Raw genomic sequence first — 20,613 nt, forward strand, 5'->3', positions numbered from 1 at the left:
ATAAAATAAACAATTCGTTAACTTACACTATGATTGCTTATCGGCAACCAAGAAGAGAATAGGGAAAAATGCCAGTAACAACTTTAACGTTAGAGGATGCTCGCCGCATGATTGGCGAAGTATTTGTGTATCACATGCCATTTAACCGTGAGCTTGGTCTGCGATTAACCCGTTTCGAGCAAGATTACGCCGAGATTGCTTTCGATAATAATGACAAGTTAGTTGGCAATATTGCACAACGAATTTTGCATGGTGGCGTTATTGCCGCAGTGCTGGATGTTGCTGCCGGACTGGTGTGCGTTGGGAATAGCCTGGTACGCCATGAACCGCTCATTAAAGAACAATTGCAAATGAAGCTGGCTAAAATGGGCACTATCGATCTGCGTGTTGACTATCTACGCCCCGGCCGAGGCGAGCATTTTATTGCCAGCAGCAGTATTTTACGCAGTGGCAATAAAGTGTCGGTTGCCCGGGTTGAGCTGCATAATGAAAGCCAAATGCATATCGCTAGCGCAACGGCAACTTATCTGGTTGGCTGATTTGCCCGTCAGCGGTGATGATTCGTAACGCGAAGTTAAGTACACTCACCGCATCTCCTTTCTTGTCCCGAGCTACACCATGGATAAACAACGAACCCGTCAGGGCATTTTATTTGCTCTGGCAGCCTATTTTATTTGGGGTATTGCCCCAGCTTATTTCAAGCTCATCCAGCAGGTGCCGGCTGATGAAATTTTGACTCATCGGATTATCTGGTCATTTTTCTTTATGTTGATTCTGCTAACTGTTAGCCGCAATTGGCCACAGGTACGCAGTGCCTGTAGAAACGGCAAACGCCTGTTATTGCTAGCAGTTACTGCTGTGTTGATTGCCAGTAACTGGCTGTTGTTTATCTGGGCGGTAAACCACAATCATATGCTGGAAGCCAGTTTGGGCTATTTCATTAACCCGCTAGTAAATGTGTTATTCGGCATGTTGTTTCTGGGTGAGCGCTTTCGTCGCATGCAGTGGGTTGCGGTGGCATTAGCGTTCGGCGGGGTATTGATTCAATTATGGCAGTTTGGCTCGCTACCGATAATCGCCCTGGGACTCGCGATAAGCTTTGCTTTATACGGTCTGATTCGTAAAAAACTCGGGATAGATGCCCAAACCGGCATGCTGGTGGAAACTATGTGGCTATTGCCGATAGCAGCGGTGTATCTGTTCTTTATTGCCGATAGCCCAACCAGCCACATGAGCACCAATGCGTGGTCGCTTAACCTGTTATTGGCAGCAGCCGGGGTGATTACCACTATCCCGCTACTGTTCTTCACCGCCGCCGCCACTCGCTTAAAACTATCGACATTGGGCTTTTTCCAATACCTCGGGCCAACGTTGATGTTTATTCTGGCGGTAACCTTCTACGGCGAAACCATTGGCAACGATAAAATGGTGACTTTCGCCTTTATCTGGGCGGCACTGTTGCTGTTCACATTGGATGCGCTCTACACCCAACGTAAGCGCCGCGCCTAGATAGCAAGCCGACAAAAATGCCCGGTTACTCATCGAGTTATGATATTGGTAACCAAAGAACTTGAAGTTGCAGGTAGGCTGCCAGTGAACTCATCCCGATGAGCTTACACAGTCCAAGTGATTCGGGTGCGTGAACGCAGCTAACATCCCTGCAGCTTCAAGGGCGAAGGTTAGGTTAGGTTAGAGCCAGTTCTTGCGTTTGAAATACAAGTACGGTGCTAAACCCGCGATAATCATCAAACTGATCGCGCCCGGATAGCCAAATGACCAGCGCAATTCCGGCATAAACTCAAAGTTCATCCCGTAGCTGGATGCCACCAGTGTTGGCGGCAGGAACACCACCGATACCACCGAGAAGATCTTGATAATCCGGTTCTGCTCGATATTGATAAAGCCCATTGCTGCCTGCATCAGGAAGTTAACCTTCTGGAACAGGGATTCATTGTGTGGCAATAGGGATTCAATATCGCGCAATACCTCACGGGCTTGCTCCAGTTGACCACTCGGCAAGCGGGCTTTACGTACCAAGAAATTCAGTGCTCGCTGGGTATCCATCAGACACAAGCGCACTTTCCAGCCGATATCTTCCTGTTCCGCTAAGGTAGACAACGCGGCGTCATATTCATCACCTTGCTGCCCTTCCATAATGACGCGACTTAAGGCTTCCAAATCGCTATAAATGTTTTCGATTTCATCGGCTAGCTGCTCAATTTTGGTTTCGAACAGATCCAGCAACAGCTCATAGGCATTGCCATCAACCAGTGTTTGGTTACGCGCCCGCATCCGATATAAACGAAAAGCCGGTAACTCGCGCTCACGCAGGGTATACAGGCGACCATCACGGATGGTAAATGCCACGGTTGAGTTACCCGCATGGTCTTCAGCATCTTCATAATAGAAGAAGGAGTGGATATGTAGGCCATCCTCATCTTCAAAGAAGCGGGCGGAAGCCTCGATGTCGTCCAACTCTGGCCGGGTCGCCAGGCTTTGCCCTAACTCAGACTGGACGCGTTCGCGCTCCCCTTCTTCCGGTTCAACTAAGTCGACCCAAATTGATGAGGTCAGATCATCTGACTCATCTGATTCATCCAGCTCCAAACGGGATAAGCGATTGTTACTTAATTTAAATGCGCTCAGCATGTGCCAAAACTCCCTTGCGGTGATGGATAGGGATAACGCATTGAAGCACAGAAACAGCGAGGTATTGATAAATACTCTATGTTTCAGACCATAAGGAGATCTGACTCACAGCGACGGCTTAGCGGGGCCGCTGACAACCACGAAGGCTATCAGCAAATATGAGGATAGCCTTAGAAGTTGCACCATATGAACAGGTTATTGAGCCAGTATCTACTGGGTGTGTCCAAGGCGAATGTCCTCATCAAGAATAGTGCGCGCATGTTACGCCGAGAAGAAAAAGACTGTCAACCGGTTAAAAGTAGTTAATAGGTGAGCTTTATTTTTAGTTGTTACAGACACAACAGGCGATAACACATCTTGGCGGCAGCTATCTGGCATAAACTGGCTAAAAAGCAAAAAAAAACCGAAGCCAACATCGACTTCGGTTTTGTGTATCCTGCATCTTCATTTAGCCAAAAACCGGCAAAATTCACAAAACAGGCTTTCCCTTTGGTATTGGCAAAATATCAACGCTTTATATTTTTAAACTGTTTGGTGGTGTCCGTTAGTGCAATTTCAGTCGGCAGACGTTCCATCGAACTGGCACCATAAAAACCGTCACATTGCGGGCAGTTATCCATAATGTATTGGGCATCTTCTGGTGAGGAAATTGGCCCACCGTGACACAGCACAATGATATCTTCACGTACCGCTTTTGCCGCCGCAGCCCAGTCATTAATCAGAGGCACACAGTCCGCCAGTTTCAGTGCCGTGTCCGCACCGATGTTACCGCCAGTCGTCAGCCCCATATGTGGCACAATAATGTCAGCACCCGCTTGTGTCATGGCAACCGCATCGGCGGCACTGAAAACATATGGGGTGGTCAGTAAATCTTTTTCGTGAGCCAGGCGGATCATATCCACTTCCAAGCCATACCCCATGCCAGTCTCTTCCAGATTGGCACGGAAGTTACCGTCAATTAACCCAACGGTTGGGAAGTTCTGCACGCCAGAAAAACCCAATGCTTTCAATTGGTCCAAAAAGTGATCGAACTGACAGAATGGGTCAGTACCATTCACTCCCGCCAGCACTGGCGTATTTTTGACTACCGGCAGCACTTCTTTGGCCATATCGACCACGATTTCATTGGCATTCCCGTAGGCCAGCAAACCTGCCAGCGACCCACGCCCCGCCATACGATAGCGGCCTGAGTTATAGATAACGATAAGATCAATTCCACCAGCCTCTTCACATTTAGCTGACAGCCCTGTGCCCGCACCGCCACCGATAATCGGCTCACGGCGGGCAATCATTTCCCGAAATTTGGCTAAAATGGCCTGGCGTTGAAATTTTGGCATATATCTCTCCACGAATAAAATGGCCCTAATGGGATGGGCTCTTTGTTATTTCTTTAAAGTTTTCTACTGCGGCCTGGGCAAATTCTGGGTCATTGATGTTGAACGGATAGTGCACCAAGCGGCGTTTATCCGTTTGAATGACGGTCTCTTCCAGCGTATCAATAAAGGCTTTCAACGCTTTTTCATCCCAGAATGGCTGGCCCGGCGCATCCAATGCTGAGAATCCGCCGGCTGGAATTAAGAAGCGCACTTCACCCTGACAACGATTGAGCTTTTCACCAATCCAGCGTGCCATTTGAATATTCTCTTGCTCGGTGGTGCGCATCAGTGTCACTTGGGCGTTATGTTTATAGAACAAGCGATCGGCATATTTAGCCGGAATAGTTGCCGGGCTGCCGAAGTTGACCATATCCAATGCACCGCAAGAGCCGACATACGGGATGTTGCTGTGAGCAATAGCATCGAAGCGTTCCGGCCCACAGGCCAATACCCCGTCAAATAACAGGTCGCAGACCTCGGTGGTGGTCAGATCAAGTGCCCCCGCCAGCAAGCCACTTTCGGCCAGTTTTTCCATAGCTTTGCCGCCGCTACCTGTGGCGTGGAACACCAAACAGTCATATTCGTCTGATAATGCGGCACTGACGGCCTGAATACAGGGAGTTGTCACACCAAACATGGTCAAGCCCAGCGCCGGTTTATCATCAACCAGTAACTCTTCTTTGGCGAAATAGACTGCTCCGGCAATCTGGTGAGCGGCATTACTCAGTACACGACGAGAAATGCGGTTAAGCCCGGCAATATCGGTGACGGAATACATCATGGCGATATCACTGGCACCGATGTAACCTGAAACATCACCAGAAGCCATGGTAGATACCATCAGTTTAGGAATACCAATCGGTAAGCTTTGCATCGCCGGTGTAATCAGCGCGGTGCCGCCGGAACCTCCCAGACCTAATAACGCGGCCACATCATCACGGCTGGCAATAAAACGCTCAAAAGCGACGGCCATTGCACTTATCGCCCGCCCCCTATCACCACAGAACACCGCCTGACGCCCATCGGGGTGATGGCCCGCTACTGTCTCGGCAGAGATATCTGCGCCACTGGCTCGTTGGCCTTCTTTAGTCGATAAATCCACCGTGACCGTTGTTAGCCCGGTTGCTTTAATCAATTCACTGACATATGTCAGCTCTTCGCCTTTGGTATCTGTGGTAGTCGCGATAAAAATATGACGAGGCATCTGAACATCCTTCTATGAATGCGCGTGTAGCTCACTTCTTTTTATTGGAAGTTTATTTTCTACTTACAGCCGAACAACGAAGCGAGTTGGTTAAGATAGAATCATATTGAGACTAGAGTATCATTTTCGCAAAGGATACTGCTGATTTTTGAGACTAGAGTCTCAAAATTAGTTTGCAGGTGAAATGCATTCATGGCGATTTGTGCGGTCGGTTTGTTATAGTGAGCGCAGATACTCGTTATTGACCATGGAGTGACCGTGCATAATCAGGATAAACAGGAGCGCGTCTCTCCATCACTGACCACCATCAAAGCCAGAACCCGACGGTTACTGATCGATACGGCGATGTCGATGTATGAACAAGGGACATTTCCGTCGATAACAGACGTAGCAAATGCGGCGCAACTCTCGCGCGCTACGGCTTATCGTTATTTCCCGACGCAAAGTGCGTTGGTTTCTGCCATGGTCGATGAAAGCCTTGGGCCGATATTGGCATGGCAGCCTACCCAACCAGATGCTCGGCAACGCATTGCAGAACTACTCTCTTTTGCTTATCCACGCATGTTGCAACACGAAGGTGTACTTCGTGCCGCGCTGCATCTGTCATTGCAACAATGGGCGGCTGACCGCAGCAATCCTAACAGTGAAGAAAAGTTGGTGCGTGGTAACCGTAAGCGGTTATTGAAGCTGGCTGTCGAGCCGCTGGAAGGGAAGTTGTCACCGGAGGCCTTGCAACGGGTGATCTATGCTTTCTCGTTAATCTATGGCTCAGAAGTGTTTATGGTGCTGAAAGATATTTGGCATTTGGATGATGCGGGTATTCAGGATGTGACGCAGTGGATGGGGAAAGCGATTTTGTTGCAGGCTGAAACCGATGCCAAGCAAGCGCCTCAGGATGAGAGCCGCTAATGCCGCGGCTACATTAATTACCCAAAGTTATTGGCGTTGCAGCAAGACAGCAAATGAACGCATCCCGATGAGCTTACACAGTCAAGTGAGAGCCGCTAACACCCCTGCGGCGTCAAGACCGCAGGGTAAATTTATACGGCTTCTAATCGGGCGTAAGCCGCGACCAACCACTTAATCCCCTCTCCGGGGAAAGCAATTTGCAACCGGCTGTGTTCGCCGCTACCTTCCAGATTAACCACGGTACCTTCACCAAATTTAGGATGACGCACCCGCTGACCCAGTGAGAAACCACTGTCATTTTCATTCATCGGCGTCCCCATATTGCGGTGGTTAACCGGGCGAGAAACCGTTGCACGTAGCCGTACTTCTTCGACGCATTCCTGCGGCAGTTCGCCGATAAAGCGGGATGGCCGATGATTCACTTCTTTGCCGTACAGACGGCGGCTCTCAGCATAGCAAAGTGTCAGTTTCTGCATCGCGCGGGTGACCCCGACATAGGCCAGTCGGCGCTCTTCTTCCAAGCGGCCACCTTCATCCAGTGACATCTGGCTCGGGAACATCCCCTCTTCCATACCCACAATGAACACCTGTGGGAACTCTAAGCCTTTCGCGGAATGGAGAGTCATTAATTGCACTGCATCCTGATAAGCATCGGCCTGCCCCTCTCCCGCTTCCAGCGCTGCATGAGACAAAAATGCCTGTAGTGGCATCAGGTCCTGATCTTCATCCTGATAACTGTATTGGCGGGTCGCATTGACCAGCTCTTCAAGGTTCTCAACGCGCGCCTGACCCTTTTCACCTTTTTCCTGTTCGTACATCGACCACAAACCGGAATCACGAATCACTCGGTCACTTTGGACATGCAACGGCATATCCGCCGTTTCATGAGCCAGGGAGTCGACCAGCTCAACAAACCGTTGCAGCGCAGAGGCTGCGCGGCCTGCCAGCACTTTTTCCTGCAACATGGCACGGGTTGATTGCCACAGCGTTAGCTGACGGTCACGGGCGGTTTGGCGCACCACATCTAAGGTGCGATCGCCAATACCGCGAGTAGGTGTATTGACCACTCGCTCAAAAGCCGCATCATCATTGCGGTTGGAAATTAGCCGCAGATAAGCCAGTGCATCTTTAATCTCTTGACGTTCGAAGAAGCGCTGACCGCCATAAATACGGTACGGCATCGCGGTCTGCAATAGTGCTTCTTCCAAAACACGCGATTGGGCGTTGCTACGATACAAGATGGCACAATCATTCAGAGCACCACCGTTGTCCTGCCAGGCTTTGATGCGGTTAACCACAAAGCGCGCTTCATCCAGTTCGTTAAAGGCGCAATAGAGTGAGATCGGTTCGCCTTCGGCACCGTCCGTCCACAGGTTTTTCCCCATGCGGCCATCATTATTGGCAATCAGAGTATTTGCTGCCGTCAAAATATTGCTGGTAGAACGGTAATTCTGCTCCAACCGGATGGTTTCAGCGCCGGGGAAATCTTTCAAGAAGCGCTGGATATTTTCCACCTGCGCCCCACGCCAGCCATAGATTGATTGGTCATCGTCACCGACAATCATCACATTAGAACGGTCACCTGCCAGCAGACGGATCCAGGCGTATTGGATATTGTTGGTATCCTGAAACTCATCCACCAAAATGTTGGTGAAGCGTTCACGATAATGATTAAGAATATGGGGTTTGTTTAGCCACAATTCGTGTGCTCGCAGCAACAGCTCGGCAAAATCTACCAGACCGGCGCGGTCACAAGCTTCCTGATACGCCTGATAGATACGCAGCCAGGTGGCTTCAACCGGATTGCCATAGCTCTCAATATGCTGTGGCCGTAATCCTTCGTCTTTTTTGCCGTTGATGTACCACATCGCCTGACGCGGTGGCCATTGTTTATCATCTAAATTCAGTGCTTTAACCAAACGTTTTAATAACCGTAGCTGGTCGTCGCTGTCGAGAATCTGAAAATCCTGCGGCAAGTTAGCATCCATATGGTGAGCGCGCAGCAAGCGGTGCGCCAACCCATGGAAAGTCCCAATCCACATTCCGCCCTGACTGGTGCCAATCAAGTGTTCAATACGGTGGCGCATTTCGGCCGCCGCTTTATTGGTGAACGTCACTGCGATAATTGAGTACGGAGACGCATTTTCTACTGATAACAACCAGGCAATGCGATGAACCAGCACCCGGGTTTTGCCACTGCCTGCACCGGCCAGGACCAACAGGTTGCAGCGTGGCGCAGCCACGGCTTCGCGTTGTTTTTCATTCAGGCTGTCGAGCAGATCAGAAACGTCCATAGGCACCGTTTATCGGGTAAGGGAAAATAGCTAAATCGCCGAGTATGCGGGTATTTTGCCACCATTCCACTGTGAATTTATACAGATTTATTGCAGGGGATTATAGCAATGCTGTCAGGGAAGCCAACTGAGAAATCTCAATATGTGGCAATAAGCGGCTATCACTGGCCGTCATCAGGTTCTGCTGACGGTCATTAATCCAGCAAGCCTGCATACCGCAACGTAGCGCACCGGCGACATCGGTGGTCAAATCATCACCCACATGCAGAATCTGTTTGAGTGGGATATCCAGATGGTTTGCCGCTTTATGGTACATATCGCGGAAAGGCTTGGCACGGCCATGGGGGCCGGAGCGCAGCACAAACTGGAAGTATCGATCCAGACCACAGGCTTTAGGGTCGGCATTACCATTGGTGATAGCCACCAGCGGATAATGCTCCGCCAGCGCGCTCAAAGTGTCATGGGTGGCCGCTGGCACATAAATACGGCTACGCCATAGGGCAAAGTTCTCCATGGCTGCATCAGCGCCACATTGCGCCTCAGACTTACTTAAGCCATGACGTATCAAGCCCAGTTCAATCGCATGCCAACGCCACTGGGTAACATCGTGATAGATGCCCGGGTCCTGCGCCAGCAATTCAGCGCGAAAACGGTGAAAATCAGCAGCCTGTAACTGCGCCAGATTGGGATGATACTGCTGTAAGAATGCCACCGACTCTTGTTCAGTGCGGGTAATCACTGGCCGATTATCATACAGGGTGTCATCCAAATCGAAGCTAATGGCGGAAATACTCTCGAGTGGGCGATAAAAATGCATCAGGATTTGCCTCGTTTGGCGCGTGGATGAGCAGCATCATACACTGTCGCCAGATGTTGAAAGTCGAGATGAGTATAAATTTGTGTGGTCGTCAGATTGGCGTGGCCCAGTAGCTCCTGCACCGCACGCAAATCACCACTGGATTCCAACATGTGAGTGGCGAAAGAGTGGCGCAATTTGTGTGGGTGAATATGGCTGCTGACACCTTGCTTTACACCCCATTCGGCAAAGCGTTTTTGCACATTGCGCGCTGAAATTCGCTTACCGGTATTGGCTAAAAAGATAGCATCGTCACCAGGTTCAAATAACTCGCGCAGTTCCAGCCAATGCTCTAACCAGGTCACTGCGGTCCTGCCAATCGGCACTTTACGCTCTTTACTGCCTTTCCCCATCACCCAGACTTCACCGCTGGCTAAATCTACGTGTTTGCAGTTCATGCCAACCAGTTCGGATAGACGCAAACCCGCGCCATACATCACTTCCAGCATCGCCCGATCACGGACTGCCAAGGGATCATTGAGGTCGATATCCAACAGTTTATCGACCTCATCGACATCAATATTTTTTGGCAGATGGCGGCCTGAACGCGGTGTACTCACCCCTTTTGCGGGGTTGGCCTGCAATACGCCCTGACTCACCAGCCAATCAAGAAAGCTGCGCAAAGCTGAGAGGCGCAGCGCAAGGCTTGAGGAATGTAAACCGGCACGTTTACTGCGAGAAACCAGTGACCGCACCTGAGCCGCGTCAAGCTGCTGCCAGTGCACCAGGCCCATTTGCTCGCCCATTTCCATCAGTGCCTGTAGCTGGCGTCGATAACTGGTAATAGTCAATGGACTGAGCTGACGCTCAACTTTGAGATAACGCAAGAAAGCCTCTACCTGCTGGGCAAGTGAGGCACTGAATTCGGTCATACCGGCTCTATCCAACGCTCCAGCAGGCTCGGCAATAACGTTGATAACTGATTCAGCATCACGGTACCCATGCCCTGCTGATAATGTTGCGTATCACGGCTGCTGAAGATAATGACACCTAGATCGCCATCTTTGCCCAGTAACGAGAGTGCGACCGACCCTACCTGCTTGGCCTGAGGCAATAACAACAGCAGTTCCGGCCCGTTCAAACCGCCCAGATAATGGTTATCGCTCCCCAAACGCTGAATGCGTAGTGGCTCGAAGGCGTGACGGGCAAGTGCCAAATGGGTGAAATCAGACGGCGCACCAATATGCCAGCGGTCACTGAATAAGCGCACATTAGCACCTGCCAAGCCGAAGTCGCGTGCCCAGCGCTGCAAGCGATTAAGCATATCTTGCAAGCTGCTGGCCGCAGCCAAATTGCTTTGTAGTTGCAGCAAGCGATTAAACAACACTTCATTCAAGCCCGCCTGCTCCATTAGCAAGGTGATCTCTTCTTCCAACTGACCAATCTGATTACGTTGTCGCCCTAGCTGCCACTCCACCAGCGAGACACTGCCGCGAACAGGATGAGGAATATGCATCTGTTCGACCAGACGGGCATTGCGGATAAAAAAGTCAGGGTTTTGCAATAAGTACTGCATGACAGCATCGTCGTCCAACTCGATGCCAGCTAACGCCTGCTCCTCATAACTTTTCATTTAACACCCGTTCCTATAGCCAACGTAATTGGAATTGCAGGTAGGCAGCCAGCAAGCGAATCCCGATGAACTTACTTAAGTAAGTGATTCGGGTGAGTGCGCGCAGCGAACAACCCTGCAGTTTCAAGTACGCAGGATATTATAAATGAATGAAGCCATCATATACATGTGTTGCCGGCCCGGTCATATACAGTGGGTGGCCCGGCCCTTTCCAACTGATATGCAAACTGCCGCCTGGCAGTTCAACATGAACCTCTTCAGCCAACAACTCTTGCTGGATCCCCACCGCCACTGCTGCACAAGCACCGCTACCACAGGCTTGCGTTTCGCCAGCACCACGCTCATACACCCGTAAGCGAATATGCTCGCGGCTAACCACCTGCATAAAACCAATATTAGCCCGTTCGGGGAAGCGTTCATGGCTTTCCAATACTGGACCCAGCAAGGCAACATTAGCAACCGAAACATCATCAACCTGCATCACACAGTGAGGATTGCCCATTGATACCACGCCGCACAACACCGTATGTTCCGCCGCGCGTAAAATGTAGGTTTTCTCTGCTTTAGTTGCTCTGAAAGGCACCGTTTGCGGGTCAAAATTGGGCTCGCCCATATTGACACAAACCAGCTCGTCTTCAGTAACACTCAATATCATGCGGCCAGTTTGGGTACTCACACTGATATCACGTTTATTGGTCAACCCTTTCAACCGAACAAACCGAGCAAAACAACGTGCACCATTGCCACACTGAGAAACTTCGCTGCCATCGGCATTAAAAATACGGTAGTGAAAATCCAGCTCAGGATCATAAGGCGGTTCAACCACCAGCATCTGATCAAAGCCCACGCCAGTGTGCCGGTCTGCTAATCGACGAATTAACTCCGGCGAAAAGTAAACATTTTGGGTAACTGCATCGACAACCATAAAGTCGTTGCCAAGACCGTGCATTTTGGAGAACTGCATTTCATACTCCGCTGACTTTCATTTACCGGCTAAATTTGGCACGGGCAAATTAAATACTGACTCAATCTGGCTGCGATAAAAATAATTACTGCGGCCCGGCAATAGATTTTGTCTGGTTGGTACCTGACAGGTCCTGCTGGTTTCGCTCTACCTGACCACTATCCGGTTGCGCGGTTTCTACTTTTGGTTTGTCAGCGGGTGGAAAATATAACGGGCCTTTCAAGCCACAACCCGCCAGTGCGAATACCATCATCGCCGCCAGCGGCCAACATAATTCTTTTTTCATTTTTAACGCCTGTAAATTGTTTTAGCACCTATTATACCCAAAGAATCTGGCGTTGCAGGTTGGCCGCAAACGAATCCCAATGCACTTACATCGGTAATTGATTCGGGTGAGTGCACACTGCTAACCCCTGCGGCTTCAAGTATGAAGGGTATAATCGCATTAATACTTGTGATTCATGCGTCCATGCTCTCTATAATCGCAGGTGGATCATGAAAAGCAATAGGAATTGAATATGAACGATAGCGAGTTTCATCAGTTAGCCGATCAATTGATGCTTTACATTGAAGAGACACTGGATGGTTTTAGCGGCGATAGTGATGTCGATTATGAAACTAATGGCGGAGTGATGACCCTGACATTCGAAAATGGCAGTAAGATTGTTATCAACCGCCAAGAGCCACTGCATCAGGTATGGTTGGCGACTAAAGCGGGTGGTTACCATTTCAATTATCGTGAAGGCCACTGGTATTGCTCACGCAGCGGCGAAGAATTCTTCGCCAAATTATCGCAAGCGGCTAGTGCGCAGGCAGGTGAAGAGGTGAGTTTTATCTAGGCGCATGCGGCTTCAAGGACACAGGTCATTCCCCAAAGTCATTGGAGTTGCAGGTAGGCAGCCAGCAAACGCATCCCGATGAGCTGACTCAAGTCAGTGCTTCGGGGGACAAATCTGTCGGGAGCAGATTTGAACGCTGCTTGCAGCGGCCTCAACGAGGCGAGGGCCACGGATGGGCCGAGTAACTAGCGCAGCTAACACCCCTGCGGCTTCAGGGACACAGGGGAAATTAATGTAACTGCAACTGCTGCGCAGGCTGGCTTGGCTCTTTGTCGACGATATATAGATGGGATAACGTGTTGCTGCGAAAAGGGATCACTTGGGTACGGCCATCTAATTGCACAATTTGGTAGAACTGCGGCAGGTTGAAGTTAATAAAGCTGGAGCCGTAGGTAAAACGGTCGTGAGACGATGAATAAAAACGGCTGACATCTCGCACCAACTCCTCTTTACTGCCCTCACAGTGGTGATAAACCTCAACGCGGTTTGATTCATCCAAAATATAAATGTTAAAGCCTTTTTCATCTGCGGTGCCTTCGAAGAAGAACTGAATGATCCCTTCGCTGGCAAAACCGTCCACCACTGGCGGCAGATGAATTTGATCGGTTTCTACCTGAATCGATAACCCATGCAGTTTGTTATTAGAAATCGCACCGTAAAATTCGACCGCATTTTCCAATTTTTGAACGGAAACACTCAGGCGTTCAAAGAACAAACCCCAGGTCTGGCCGGAAACTCGTACCGCTTTAAAACGGCCCGGTTCCTGACGGGTACTGGATAAGCGCAACTCAATACACTCGGAAACCAACTGCTGAATGCGGGTACGAATCAAACCACGCAAATGCTGGCTGTAACAGAACACATCCACTGACTCCGGCGGAGCCGCATCCTGATGCATTTTGCCTAAAATGGTTTTCAATGCTTCCAACACTGCCTGCTCACCACTGAAATGCAAGGTTCGAACTTCATTCCAGGAGTTGCGATACAGCAAATCGATACTGCCCACCAGACACTGCTGCTGCTCGCCAAAACTGAATACATCCAGTTTACGGAAATCAAAATGCACCACCTGATTGCGGAAAGCCGCTGTCGGGTCATGCTCTAAATTGACGATAATCGCCAAATGGCGAATCTCACACGGGCTATAGAGTGCTTTAGGTGTCGGTGCAGGCAAGCGCAACGGGAAGTGGTGAGAGATATCCGTCACCAATTCTTGCAATTTCACCGTATCGCACAGATTGGCGCTTTTAATATGTAGCCGTGTCTTGCTGGTCAACAGGCCGTTGAAATAGGCCCAGGACACCAGTTTGTTCAGGTAACGGTTATATTCCAGCGGCTGGTGACTCACAATCGCATCCATAGAGGGCGCTTGATTATATAAGTACCAACCCGCGCGGTTAGCACGACCTGCCGGAACATGAATGAAAGTCAGATGTTCTTCCGATAAATCCGGTGAAATTTGCGGGTTAACCAGCGTCACTTTGCCAGGTAAAGCTTCAAATGCCGCGTACAGTTTACGGGTCAAAACGCCGATATCCTGCGGACTGGCACTGACACTCAGATTGTTGCGCCGCGCGAAACGGATCAAATTGCGATAACTCTGCATCATCGCATCCAACAGCTCGTTATGCGCTTCACGTACCCGCTCAATCTTCCAGTTAGCACGGTTATCCAGCACCGCCAAACTCTCGTCACTCCAACCCCATTCACTGACCAGTTGGCTGAGGATTTCACGCCGCCAGCCGACACTCGCCGGGCTACGGGACAGTTTTTCGCACACTTTCAGATAGAAACAACGCCGCACCAAATTCAGACGGGTAGTGTCATTGATTTGGGTCAGATAGCGAGTGACGCGATCAAGCATCATGCAATAAGCATCAAGACCGAAGGCCACAATTTCACCGGCATGCAGGCGCTGTTTGATCTCCATCGCCAGCAATTGAGAATTGGGGTATTCCCACGAATACGCTTCCAGCAATAAGGTTTTCAGCACCGCCTTATAGGGCGAATCGATACTTTTATACAATTGCCACAAACTGGCACCGAAATACTCTTCGGCTGACAGGGTGCTCAAACCGCCCAAATCCAGCCACTCATTCGGTGTTAATACGCCCTGCGCATAGAGCGACAGTACGTAATCGTCATAATTATTTTCTTCTTCAACCGGAACCATATTCCACAGAATACGTTTCCCTGCCAGACGAACCGCGCTGCGGTAAAACTCATCCAGCAATAATATGTGTTGGGTTGAACCGCAATCTTCGCCCCCCAAGCTGCCACTGGCATTATGGCGGAAACGGTTTTCATCTATCAGGAAGAAGCTGACTTCAACACCCATTGATGCAGCCCATTTTTCCAGCAAACTGCATTTTTGTTGCAAGCGGTTACGCTCTTCAGAATCGAGCCAGGCCTGATGGCACACCCAAACATCAAGATCTGAAGTATGGCATTGCCCAATAGAGGAAGTGCTACCCATAGAATAGACGCCGGTAATCGGCAGTTCGCCGCCGACACTCTGTTGCAAAGGTTCGCCCCACTTGGCTTCAACCTCAGACAGATAATCCTGTTGCGTTTCATTGGACGTAAAAAGGCAGACGCCATGGGGAACGTTACCATCAAGGTAACCCGGCATCAGTGGATGATGATGATGTAGTAGGGTCGGTAGCAGACTGTAGACCTTTTGGAAGGCTGGCCCCATAGCCGCCAAGGCGCGATCGACTCGTAATTGGTTGATCGCATCCAGTCGCTGTTTCAGTGTCTCGATGTAGAGGTACAAGACGTCTCGCCTGGTTATTCCGGTGCTTAGAATTGTTCCGGTGCTTAGAAAAAAACCCGCGTCCCAGATTCGTTTATTACTTTTTTTGACTTTCAGCGAAAAATGTACTTTTTGTTGTACTGACCAAAAAACATTTTGTTTGAAGACATTTTGTTTGAATAACAATTAACGAATTATTGCTGGAAACGTGATCAATCTAACACCTTGCCGATTGACCGTAAAGCTATCCCTACAATTGTAATGTCTATCTATCCCTTTCTTAGCTGACATTCACAGGTAGCTTGGCTGATAACGACGCCGTGGTATTAAGGAAGAAGTTATCCCGCCATGTATTTGTTACAATAGCTGCTTTCTTGTGCTCTTATCCGTCGTCTTTATGTGGCTATCGCACTGACAGCATTCACTGGTCAATGATAGGATGGGCCGCAAAATATAAAACGGTAACAAGCAATGTTAGACAAAATTATTCGAATTGCCACGCGACAAAGCCCGCTCGCCTTATGGCAAGCACATTATGTTCAACATTTACTGCAAGCCAATCACCCCGGCTTGCAGGTTGAGTTGGTCCCAATGGTTACCCGTGGGGACATCATTCTGGATACCCCACTGGCAAAAGTCGGTGGTAAAGGCTTGTTCGTCAAAGAGTTAGAGCTGGCCCTACTGGAAGACCGTGCGGATATCGCCGTCCACTCCATGAAAGATGTGCCTATCGCCTTCCCTGAGGGCTTGGGTCTGGTCACCATTTGTGAACGCGATGATCCGCGTGATGCTTTTGTATCGCCACATTTTGCTCATCTCGATGATTTACCTGCGGGCAGCATCGTCGGCACCTCCAGCTTGCGTCGCCAGTGCCAATTGCGCGAGCGTCGCCCGGACCTGATTATCCGCGACCTGCGGGGTAATGTAGGCACTCGCCTTGCCAAGCTTGATAACGGCGATTACCACGCGATTATACTGGCGGTTGCGGGCCTCAATCGCCTGGGATTGGCATCGCGGATTCGCTACGCCATGCCCGCCGAGGAGTCGTTACCGGCTGTCGGTCAGGGTGCAGTCGGCATTGAATGCCGCCTGGATGACGATTTTACCCGCCAACTGCTGGCACCACTCAATCATCGTGCAACCGAGCTGCGAGTGTGTGCCGAGCGAGCCATGAACACCCGTCTCGAAGGAGGCTGTCAGGTGCCGATCGGCAGCTATGCTGAGTTAGAAGGCAACACGCTGTGGCTCCGTGGATTAGTCGGTGCGCCGGATGGCAGTGAGATCATTCGCGGTGAGCGCCGTGGCCCTGCTGAGAATGCAGAGCAAATGGGGATTGAGCTGGCCGATGAGTTACTATCACGTGGTGCGCGCGCAATATTGGCCAATGTTTATCAGGATAACCCCCCACTATGACCATTTTGGTAACCCGTCCATCTCCTGCTGGAGAGCAGTTAGTCAGTCGCCTGCGTGCGCTGGGCCGGGTTGCCTATCATGCGCCATTGATTGATTTCTCTCCGGGGATAGACCTGCCTAAACTACCGGCATTGCTCCAAGATATGCAAGCTGGCGATCTGGTATTTGCGTTATCACAGAATGCTATCCGCTACGCTAACCCACTGTTAAAAAGAAATAACCTGTTATGGCCAGCACAGTTATCTTATTATGCTATTGGCCGTACCACCGCATTGGCATTGCATACTGCCAGCCGTTTGCATGTCACCTTCCCCCCTATGGGGGAGACCAGCGAGATGCTGTTATCATTACCAGACCTGCAAACACTGTCCGGTAAAAAGGTGCTGTTACTGCGCGGTAACGGCGGGCGGGAACTGCTAGGCGAAAGCCTGGCACAGCGAGGAGCGGCAATTACCTACTGTGAATGTTATCAACGCAGCCCCATCTTTTATGATGGCAGTGAGCAAAGTGCGCATTGGCAACGTGCGGGGGTCAATATTCTGGTAGTGACTAGCGGCGAAATGTTACAACAGATCTATACTTTAGTTCCTGATTACTATCGTTCTTCGTGGCTGCTACGCTGCCGCCTGGTTGTAGTGAGTGAGCGTTTGGCTGCCCTGGCCGCCCAAATGGGCTGGCGTGATACCCGGGTGGCAGAAAATGCGGATAATGACGCGCTGATCCGCGCGCTACAAGACTTTCAATAAACCTGAAACCTGACTATGGGATGCCCAATATGACGGAACAAAATACCCCATCCGCACCAGTGGAAGAGACAACCACTGCGGTTGAGAGGCACCAACAGCCAGAACCTGAAGGCCGCCGGGAGAAACGAACCGGCCCAATTCTGGGTGCCATTGCTATTGCATTGGCTATCGCGCTGGGTGCCGGGCTTTATTATCACGGACAGCAGCAGGCTCAGTTACAAGATGTGGCGAATATCGCGCTACAAGAACAGTTGGCTGAACTAAAACAGAGCCAATTGCAGGAAAAACAGCAGCTTGAGTCATTACTACAACAGCAAGGCAAAGCGCTGGAAGCAGCAGATCGTCAGCAAACCTCGCTGATCCGCCAACTTAATGAATTACAGGAAAAAGTCGCTACTATTTCGGGTAGCGATGCCAAAACATGGCTACTGGCCCAGGCGGATTTTCTGGTGAAAATGGCGGGGCGCAAACTGTGGAGTGATCAGGATGTCGCCACCGCAGCGACTTTACTGAAAAGTGCCGATGCCAGTCTGGCTGACATGAATGACCCAAGTCTTATCGACGTACGCCGCGCACTCACCGAGGACATCAGTACCCTTTCGGCGGTAAGCCAGGTGGATTTTGACGGCATTATCCTCAAACTGAATCAGCTGTCGAATCAGGTGGATAATCTACGTTTGGCTGATAATAATACCGATGATTCGCCGATGGATGCCGATAGCGATGAGCTGTCCAGTTCATTAGCCGAATGGCGTCAGAATCTGACCAAAAGCTGGCACAGCTTTATGTCTGATTTTATTACTATCCGCCGCCGTGATAGTAGCGCAGAGCCACTGCTGGCACCGAATCAGGATGTTTATTTACGCGAGAATATTCGCTCCCGCTTGCTGGTCGCGGCTCAGGCAGTCCCTCGCCATCAAGACGAAGTGTACAAACAGTCACTGGAGACTATCTCCACTTGGGTTCGCGCTTATTTCGATGTGAATGACCCGAGCACCAAAGCTTTTCTGGATGAGCTAGAGAGCCTGAGTCAACAGTCAATCTCAATGGACGTACCTGATCAATTGAAGAGCCAGCCAATGCTGGAAAAATTGATGCAAACCCGGGTTCGTAACTTACTGGCACAACCGCCAGTTGCCGCTCAGGGGGAATAAGTATGCTGCGAGTTTTACTGTTATTCCTTATCCTGACCGCTGGCATCGTCCTCGGCCCCATGTTGGCTGGGCACCAAGGCTATGTATTGATTCAAACTGACAACTATAACGTTGAGACCAGCGTGACCGGTCTGGTGATTATATTGGTGCTGGTATTGGTCGCGTTCCTTATCATTGAATGGATACTGCGCCGTATTTTCCGCACCGGTGCCCGTACCCGTGGTTGGTTTATGGGCCGCAAACGCACCCGCGCTCGTAAGCAAACCAAAGCTGCATTGATCAAACTAGCCGAAGGGGATTTCAAGCAGGTTGAAAAGTTGCTCACCCGTAATGCCGATCATGCTGAACAACCGATGGTGAACTACCTGCTGGCTGCGGAAGCTGCCCAACAGCGTGGCGATGAATTCCGTACCAATCAATATCTGGAACGAGCAGCAGAAGTTGCTGATACAGATCAGTTGCCGGTAGATATCACCCGAGTGCGCATTCAACTGGCGCAAGGCCACGTTCATGCGGCCCGCCATGGGGTGGATCGTTTATTGGATCAAGCTCCACGTCACCCAGAAGTGCTGCGTCTGGCTGAACAGGCTTTCCTGCGTACCGGTGCTTACAGTTCATTGCTGGAAATTTTACCCGCGATAAGCAAAGTGCAGGTCCATACGCCAGAAGAAATCGCCGCATTGGAGCAGCAAGCTTATATTGGCATGATGAATCAATGTATGGCGGAAGAAGGCAGTGATGGTCTGAAACGCTGGTGGAAAGATCAAAGCCGTAAAGTCCGCAATGAGATCCCGCTGCAAGTCGCACTGGCAGAACATCTAATTGAGTGTGACGATCATGATGTCGCCCAGCAAATCATTCTGGATGGCCTGAAGCGTCAGTATGATGAGCGCTTAGTACTCCTGATCCCACGCTTAAAATCAGGTAACCCAGAGCCGCTGGAGAAAGCATTGCGCCAGCACATCAAGCAGCATGGCGCGACCCCGCTACTTAATAGCACCTTGGGCCAACTCATGCTAAAACACGGTGAATGGGAGAAGGCCCACGAAGCCTTTAAAGCAGCGCTTGAGCAGCGTCCAGACGGTTATGACTATGCATGGCTAGCTGATGCCCTGGATAAACTGCATCGCCCTGAAGATGCAGCGCAGGCGCGTCGTGAGGGGTTACTGTTGACCTTGCGGCAGAATGGGGAATCGCTCTGACCATTAGCAAAACAGCAATCTAAAGGCTCCTACGGGGCCTTTTTTCTGCTCCTGATTCGGGGGACAAATCTGTCGGGAGTAGATTTGAACGCTGCTTGCAGCGGCCTCAACGAGGCGAGGCCCACGGATGGGCCGAGTAACTAGCGTAGCTAACAACCCTGCGGCTTCAAGTAGCAAAGAATACCCAAAGTAATTGGAGTTGCAGGTAGGCAGCCAGCAAACGCATCCCGATGAGCTTACTCAGGTAAGTGATTCGGGTAAGTATGCGCAGCTAACAACCCTGCAGCTTCAAGTACGAAGGGTATGCAAAAAAAAACGCTTGCCGGAAAGGCAAGCGTCTAAAATTTTCAGGTCTACAGACAACAATGTCGGCGCCTCACTCAACGTTATGCCCGGTATGTGATGAAGATATTCGACATCGTTTACATGGACAATAGGCACCCTAAAATCGGCTCTGCATCATCTCTGGGTTTATGAAGCTAATTTGGCTATAAACACCACGCTATCATAATAAGTGAGATGAGCATCTACAGGGTAGATATTGCACTTAGCGTGCCAACTCCATCTAACCGAGAGCAATTTCATCTAATTACCCGCAAGTAAGCGTTTAATTGACTGATAAATAATAAATTTATTTTCATCCTAATAGATGATGCGATACAACGCACCAGCCATCGCG

Annotated in this window: 18 protein-coding genes; 8 read left to right on the forward strand and 10 right to left on the reverse strand. The window is 50.3% G+C overall.

What is annotated here, in order from left to right:
- Nucleotides 1–68: 68 nt before the first annotated feature.
- Together ACWJJO_RS21460 and rarD are read left to right on the forward strand one after the other, a co-directional pair.
- Nucleotides 69–539 (forward strand): thioesterase family protein, encoded by a 471-nt coding sequence (locus ACWJJO_RS21460; protein ID WP_083161922.1) that lies wholly within the window; start codon nt 69–71, stop codon nt 537–539.
- A 79-nt stretch (nt 540–618) separates the two neighbouring features.
- A complete protein-coding gene (gene rarD, locus ACWJJO_RS21465) occupies nt 619–1,509 on the forward strand; it encodes an EamA family transporter RarD (RefSeq protein WP_083161919.1) in 891 nt (296 codons plus the stop codon).
- A 180-nt stretch (nt 1,510–1,689) separates the two neighbouring features.
- On the opposite strand, the gene corA is transcribed toward rarD, so the two are convergent.
- The 3 genes from corA to ACWJJO_RS21480 form a co-directional block, all read right to left on the reverse strand.
- Nucleotides 1,690–2,649 carry a magnesium/cobalt transporter CorA gene (gene corA, locus ACWJJO_RS21470; RefSeq protein WP_005188027.1) on the reverse strand — a complete coding sequence of 320 codons (960 nt, stop codon included), beginning with the start codon at nt 2,647–2,649 and terminating at the stop codon, nt 1,690–1,692.
- Between the two features lie 506 nt (nt 2,650–3,155).
- Nucleotides 3,156–3,986, reverse strand: coding sequence for a phosphoenolpyruvate hydrolase family protein (locus ACWJJO_RS21475; protein WP_083161917.1), 831 nt, complete (start codon nt 3,984–3,986; stop codon nt 3,156–3,158).
- Nucleotides 3,987–4,011: 25 nt separating this feature from the next.
- Nucleotides 4,012–5,229 (reverse strand): Tm-1-like ATP-binding domain-containing protein, encoded by a 1,218-nt coding sequence (locus tag ACWJJO_RS21480; protein WP_083161915.1) that lies wholly within the window; start codon nt 5,227–5,229, stop codon nt 4,012–4,014.
- A 258-nt stretch (nt 5,230–5,487) separates the two neighbouring features.
- Between ACWJJO_RS21480 and ACWJJO_RS21485 the strand changes: the two genes are divergently transcribed.
- The gene (locus tag ACWJJO_RS21485) at nt 5,488–6,138 is read left to right on the forward strand and encodes a TetR/AcrR family transcriptional regulator (protein WP_102970516.1); all 651 of its coding nucleotides are present in this window, start codon (nt 5,488–5,490) and stop codon (nt 6,136–6,138) included.
- A 131-nt stretch (nt 6,139–6,269) separates the two neighbouring features.
- On the opposite strand, the gene uvrD is transcribed toward ACWJJO_RS21485, so the two are convergent.
- The 6 genes from uvrD to lptM all read right to left on the reverse strand — a co-directional run bounded on the left by uvrD (nt 6,270) and on the right by lptM (nt 12,111).
- Nucleotides 6,270–8,432 (reverse strand): DNA helicase II, encoded by a 2,163-nt coding sequence (gene uvrD, locus ACWJJO_RS21490; RefSeq protein ID WP_050073972.1) that lies wholly within the window; start codon nt 8,430–8,432, stop codon nt 6,270–6,272.
- Between the two features lie 100 nt (nt 8,433–8,532).
- Nucleotides 8,533–9,249, reverse strand: coding sequence for a 5-amino-6-(5-phospho-D-ribitylamino)uracil phosphatase YigB (gene yigB, locus ACWJJO_RS21495; RefSeq protein ID WP_083161913.1), 717 nt, complete (start codon nt 9,247–9,249; stop codon nt 8,533–8,535).
- Nucleotides 9,249–10,160, reverse strand: a complete 912-nt coding sequence (xerC, locus tag ACWJJO_RS21500) for a tyrosine recombinase XerC (protein WP_083161911.1) — start codon at nt 10,158–10,160, stop codon at nt 9,249–9,251. Before xerC ends, yigB begins: the two co-directional genes overlap by 1 nt.
- On the reverse strand, nt 10,157–10,861 hold the full coding sequence (locus tag ACWJJO_RS21505) for a DUF484 domain-containing protein (protein ID WP_083161909.1): 705 nt from the start codon (nt 10,859–10,861) through the stop codon (nt 10,157–10,159). The genes xerC and ACWJJO_RS21505 overlap by 4 nt, the downstream gene beginning before the upstream one ends.
- Nucleotides 10,862–11,000: 139 nt before the next feature.
- The gene (dapF, locus tag ACWJJO_RS21510) at nt 11,001–11,825 is read right to left on the reverse strand and encodes a diaminopimelate epimerase (protein ID WP_372569757.1); all 825 of its coding nucleotides are present in this window, start codon (nt 11,823–11,825) and stop codon (nt 11,001–11,003) included.
- A gap of 85 nt (nt 11,826–11,910) precedes the next feature.
- Nucleotides 11,911–12,111, reverse strand: coding sequence for an LPS translocon maturation chaperone LptM (lptM, locus tag ACWJJO_RS21515; RefSeq protein ID WP_083161905.1), 201 nt, complete (start codon nt 12,109–12,111; stop codon nt 11,911–11,913).
- Between the two features lie 232 nt (nt 12,112–12,343).
- Here lptM and cyaY point away from each other — a divergent pair, with 232 nt between their 5' ends.
- The gene (cyaY, locus tag ACWJJO_RS21520; RefSeq protein ID WP_083161903.1) at nt 12,344–12,664 is read left to right on the forward strand and encodes an iron donor protein CyaY; all 321 of its coding nucleotides are present in this window, start codon (nt 12,344–12,346) and stop codon (nt 12,662–12,664) included.
- A 229-nt stretch (nt 12,665–12,893) separates the two neighbouring features.
- On the opposite strand, the gene ACWJJO_RS21525 is transcribed toward cyaY, so the two are convergent.
- Complete coding sequence (locus ACWJJO_RS21525) at nt 12,894–15,440, reverse strand: class I adenylate cyclase (protein ID WP_083161901.1); 2,547 nt, start codon at nt 15,438–15,440, stop codon at nt 12,894–12,896.
- A 450-nt stretch (nt 15,441–15,890) separates the two neighbouring features.
- On the opposite strand from ACWJJO_RS21525, the gene hemC reads away from it, so the two are divergent.
- From hemC to hemY, 4 genes are read left to right on the forward strand one after another with little or no spacing between them, the layout of a single operon-like run.
- Complete coding sequence (hemC, locus tag ACWJJO_RS21530; RefSeq protein WP_372569759.1) at nt 15,891–16,832, forward strand: hydroxymethylbilane synthase; 942 nt, start codon at nt 15,891–15,893, stop codon at nt 16,830–16,832.
- Nucleotides 16,829–17,578, forward strand: coding sequence for a uroporphyrinogen-III synthase (gene hemD, locus ACWJJO_RS21535; protein ID WP_083161896.1), 750 nt, complete (start codon nt 16,829–16,831; stop codon nt 17,576–17,578). The genes hemC and hemD overlap by 4 nt, the downstream gene beginning before the upstream one ends.
- A 29-nt stretch (nt 17,579–17,607) precedes the next feature.
- Complete coding sequence (gene hemX / locus ACWJJO_RS21540; protein ID WP_083161894.1) at nt 17,608–18,732, forward strand: uroporphyrinogen-III C-methyltransferase; 1,125 nt, start codon at nt 17,608–17,610, stop codon at nt 18,730–18,732.
- A 2-nt stretch (nt 18,733–18,734) separates the two neighbouring features.
- Nucleotides 18,735–19,934, forward strand: a complete 1,200-nt coding sequence (hemY, locus tag ACWJJO_RS21545) for a protoheme IX biogenesis protein HemY (protein WP_372569760.1) — start codon at nt 18,735–18,737, stop codon at nt 19,932–19,934.
- The last annotated feature ends 679 nt before the right edge of the window (nt 19,935–20,613 follow it).

Source organism: Yersinia antarctica, from assembly GCF_056636475.1.

What these genes read in the sequence shown, in the direction of transcription:
- ACWJJO_RS21460 (WP_083161922.1), top strand. Translation starts at nt 69, where the DNA reads ATGCCAGTAACAACTTTAACGTTAGAGGATGCTCGCCGCATGATTGGC.
- rarD (WP_083161919.1), top strand. Translation starts at nt 619, where the DNA reads ATGGATAAACAACGAACCCGTCAGGGCATTTTATTTGCTCTGGCAGCC.
- corA (WP_005188027.1), bottom strand. Translation starts at nt 2,649, where the DNA reads ATGCTGAGCGCATTTAAATTAAGTAACAATCGCTTATCCCGTTTGGAG.
- ACWJJO_RS21475 (WP_083161917.1), bottom strand. Translation starts at nt 3,986, where the DNA reads ATGCCAAAATTTCAACGCCAGGCCATTTTAGCCAAATTTCGGGAAATG.
- ACWJJO_RS21480 (WP_083161915.1), bottom strand. Translation starts at nt 5,229, where the DNA reads ATGCCTCGTCATATTTTTATCGCGACTACCACAGATACCAAAGGCGAA.
- uvrD (WP_050073972.1), bottom strand. Translation starts at nt 8,432, where the DNA reads ATGGACGTTTCTGATCTGCTCGACAGCCTGAATGAAAAACAACGCGAA.
- yigB (WP_083161913.1), bottom strand. Translation starts at nt 9,249, where the DNA reads ATGCATTTTTATCGCCCACTCGAGAGTATTTCCGCCATTAGCTTCGAT.
- xerC (WP_083161911.1), bottom strand. Translation starts at nt 10,160, where the DNA reads ATGACCGAATTCAGTGCCTCACTTGCCCAGCAGGTAGAGGCTTTCTTG.
- ACWJJO_RS21505 (WP_083161909.1), bottom strand. Translation starts at nt 10,861, where the DNA reads ATGAAAAGTTATGAGGAGCAGGCGTTAGCTGGCATCGAGTTGGACGAC.
- dapF (WP_372569757.1), bottom strand. Translation starts at nt 11,825, where the DNA reads ATGCAGTTCTCCAAAATGCACGGTCTTGGCAACGACTTTATGGTTGTC.
- lptM (WP_083161905.1), bottom strand. Translation starts at nt 12,111, where the DNA reads ATGAAAAAAGAATTATGTTGGCCGCTGGCGGCGATGATGGTATTCGCA.
- cyaY (WP_083161903.1), top strand. Translation starts at nt 12,344, where the DNA reads ATGAACGATAGCGAGTTTCATCAGTTAGCCGATCAATTGATGCTTTAC.
- hemC (WP_372569759.1), top strand. Translation starts at nt 15,891, where the DNA reads ATGTTAGACAAAATTATTCGAATTGCCACGCGACAAAGCCCGCTCGCC.
- hemD (WP_083161896.1), top strand. Translation starts at nt 16,829, where the DNA reads ATGACCATTTTGGTAACCCGTCCATCTCCTGCTGGAGAGCAGTTAGTC.
- hemX (WP_083161894.1), top strand. Translation starts at nt 17,608, where the DNA reads ATGACGGAACAAAATACCCCATCCGCACCAGTGGAAGAGACAACCACT.
- hemY (WP_372569760.1), top strand. Translation starts at nt 18,735, where the DNA reads ATGCTGCGAGTTTTACTGTTATTCCTTATCCTGACCGCTGGCATCGTC.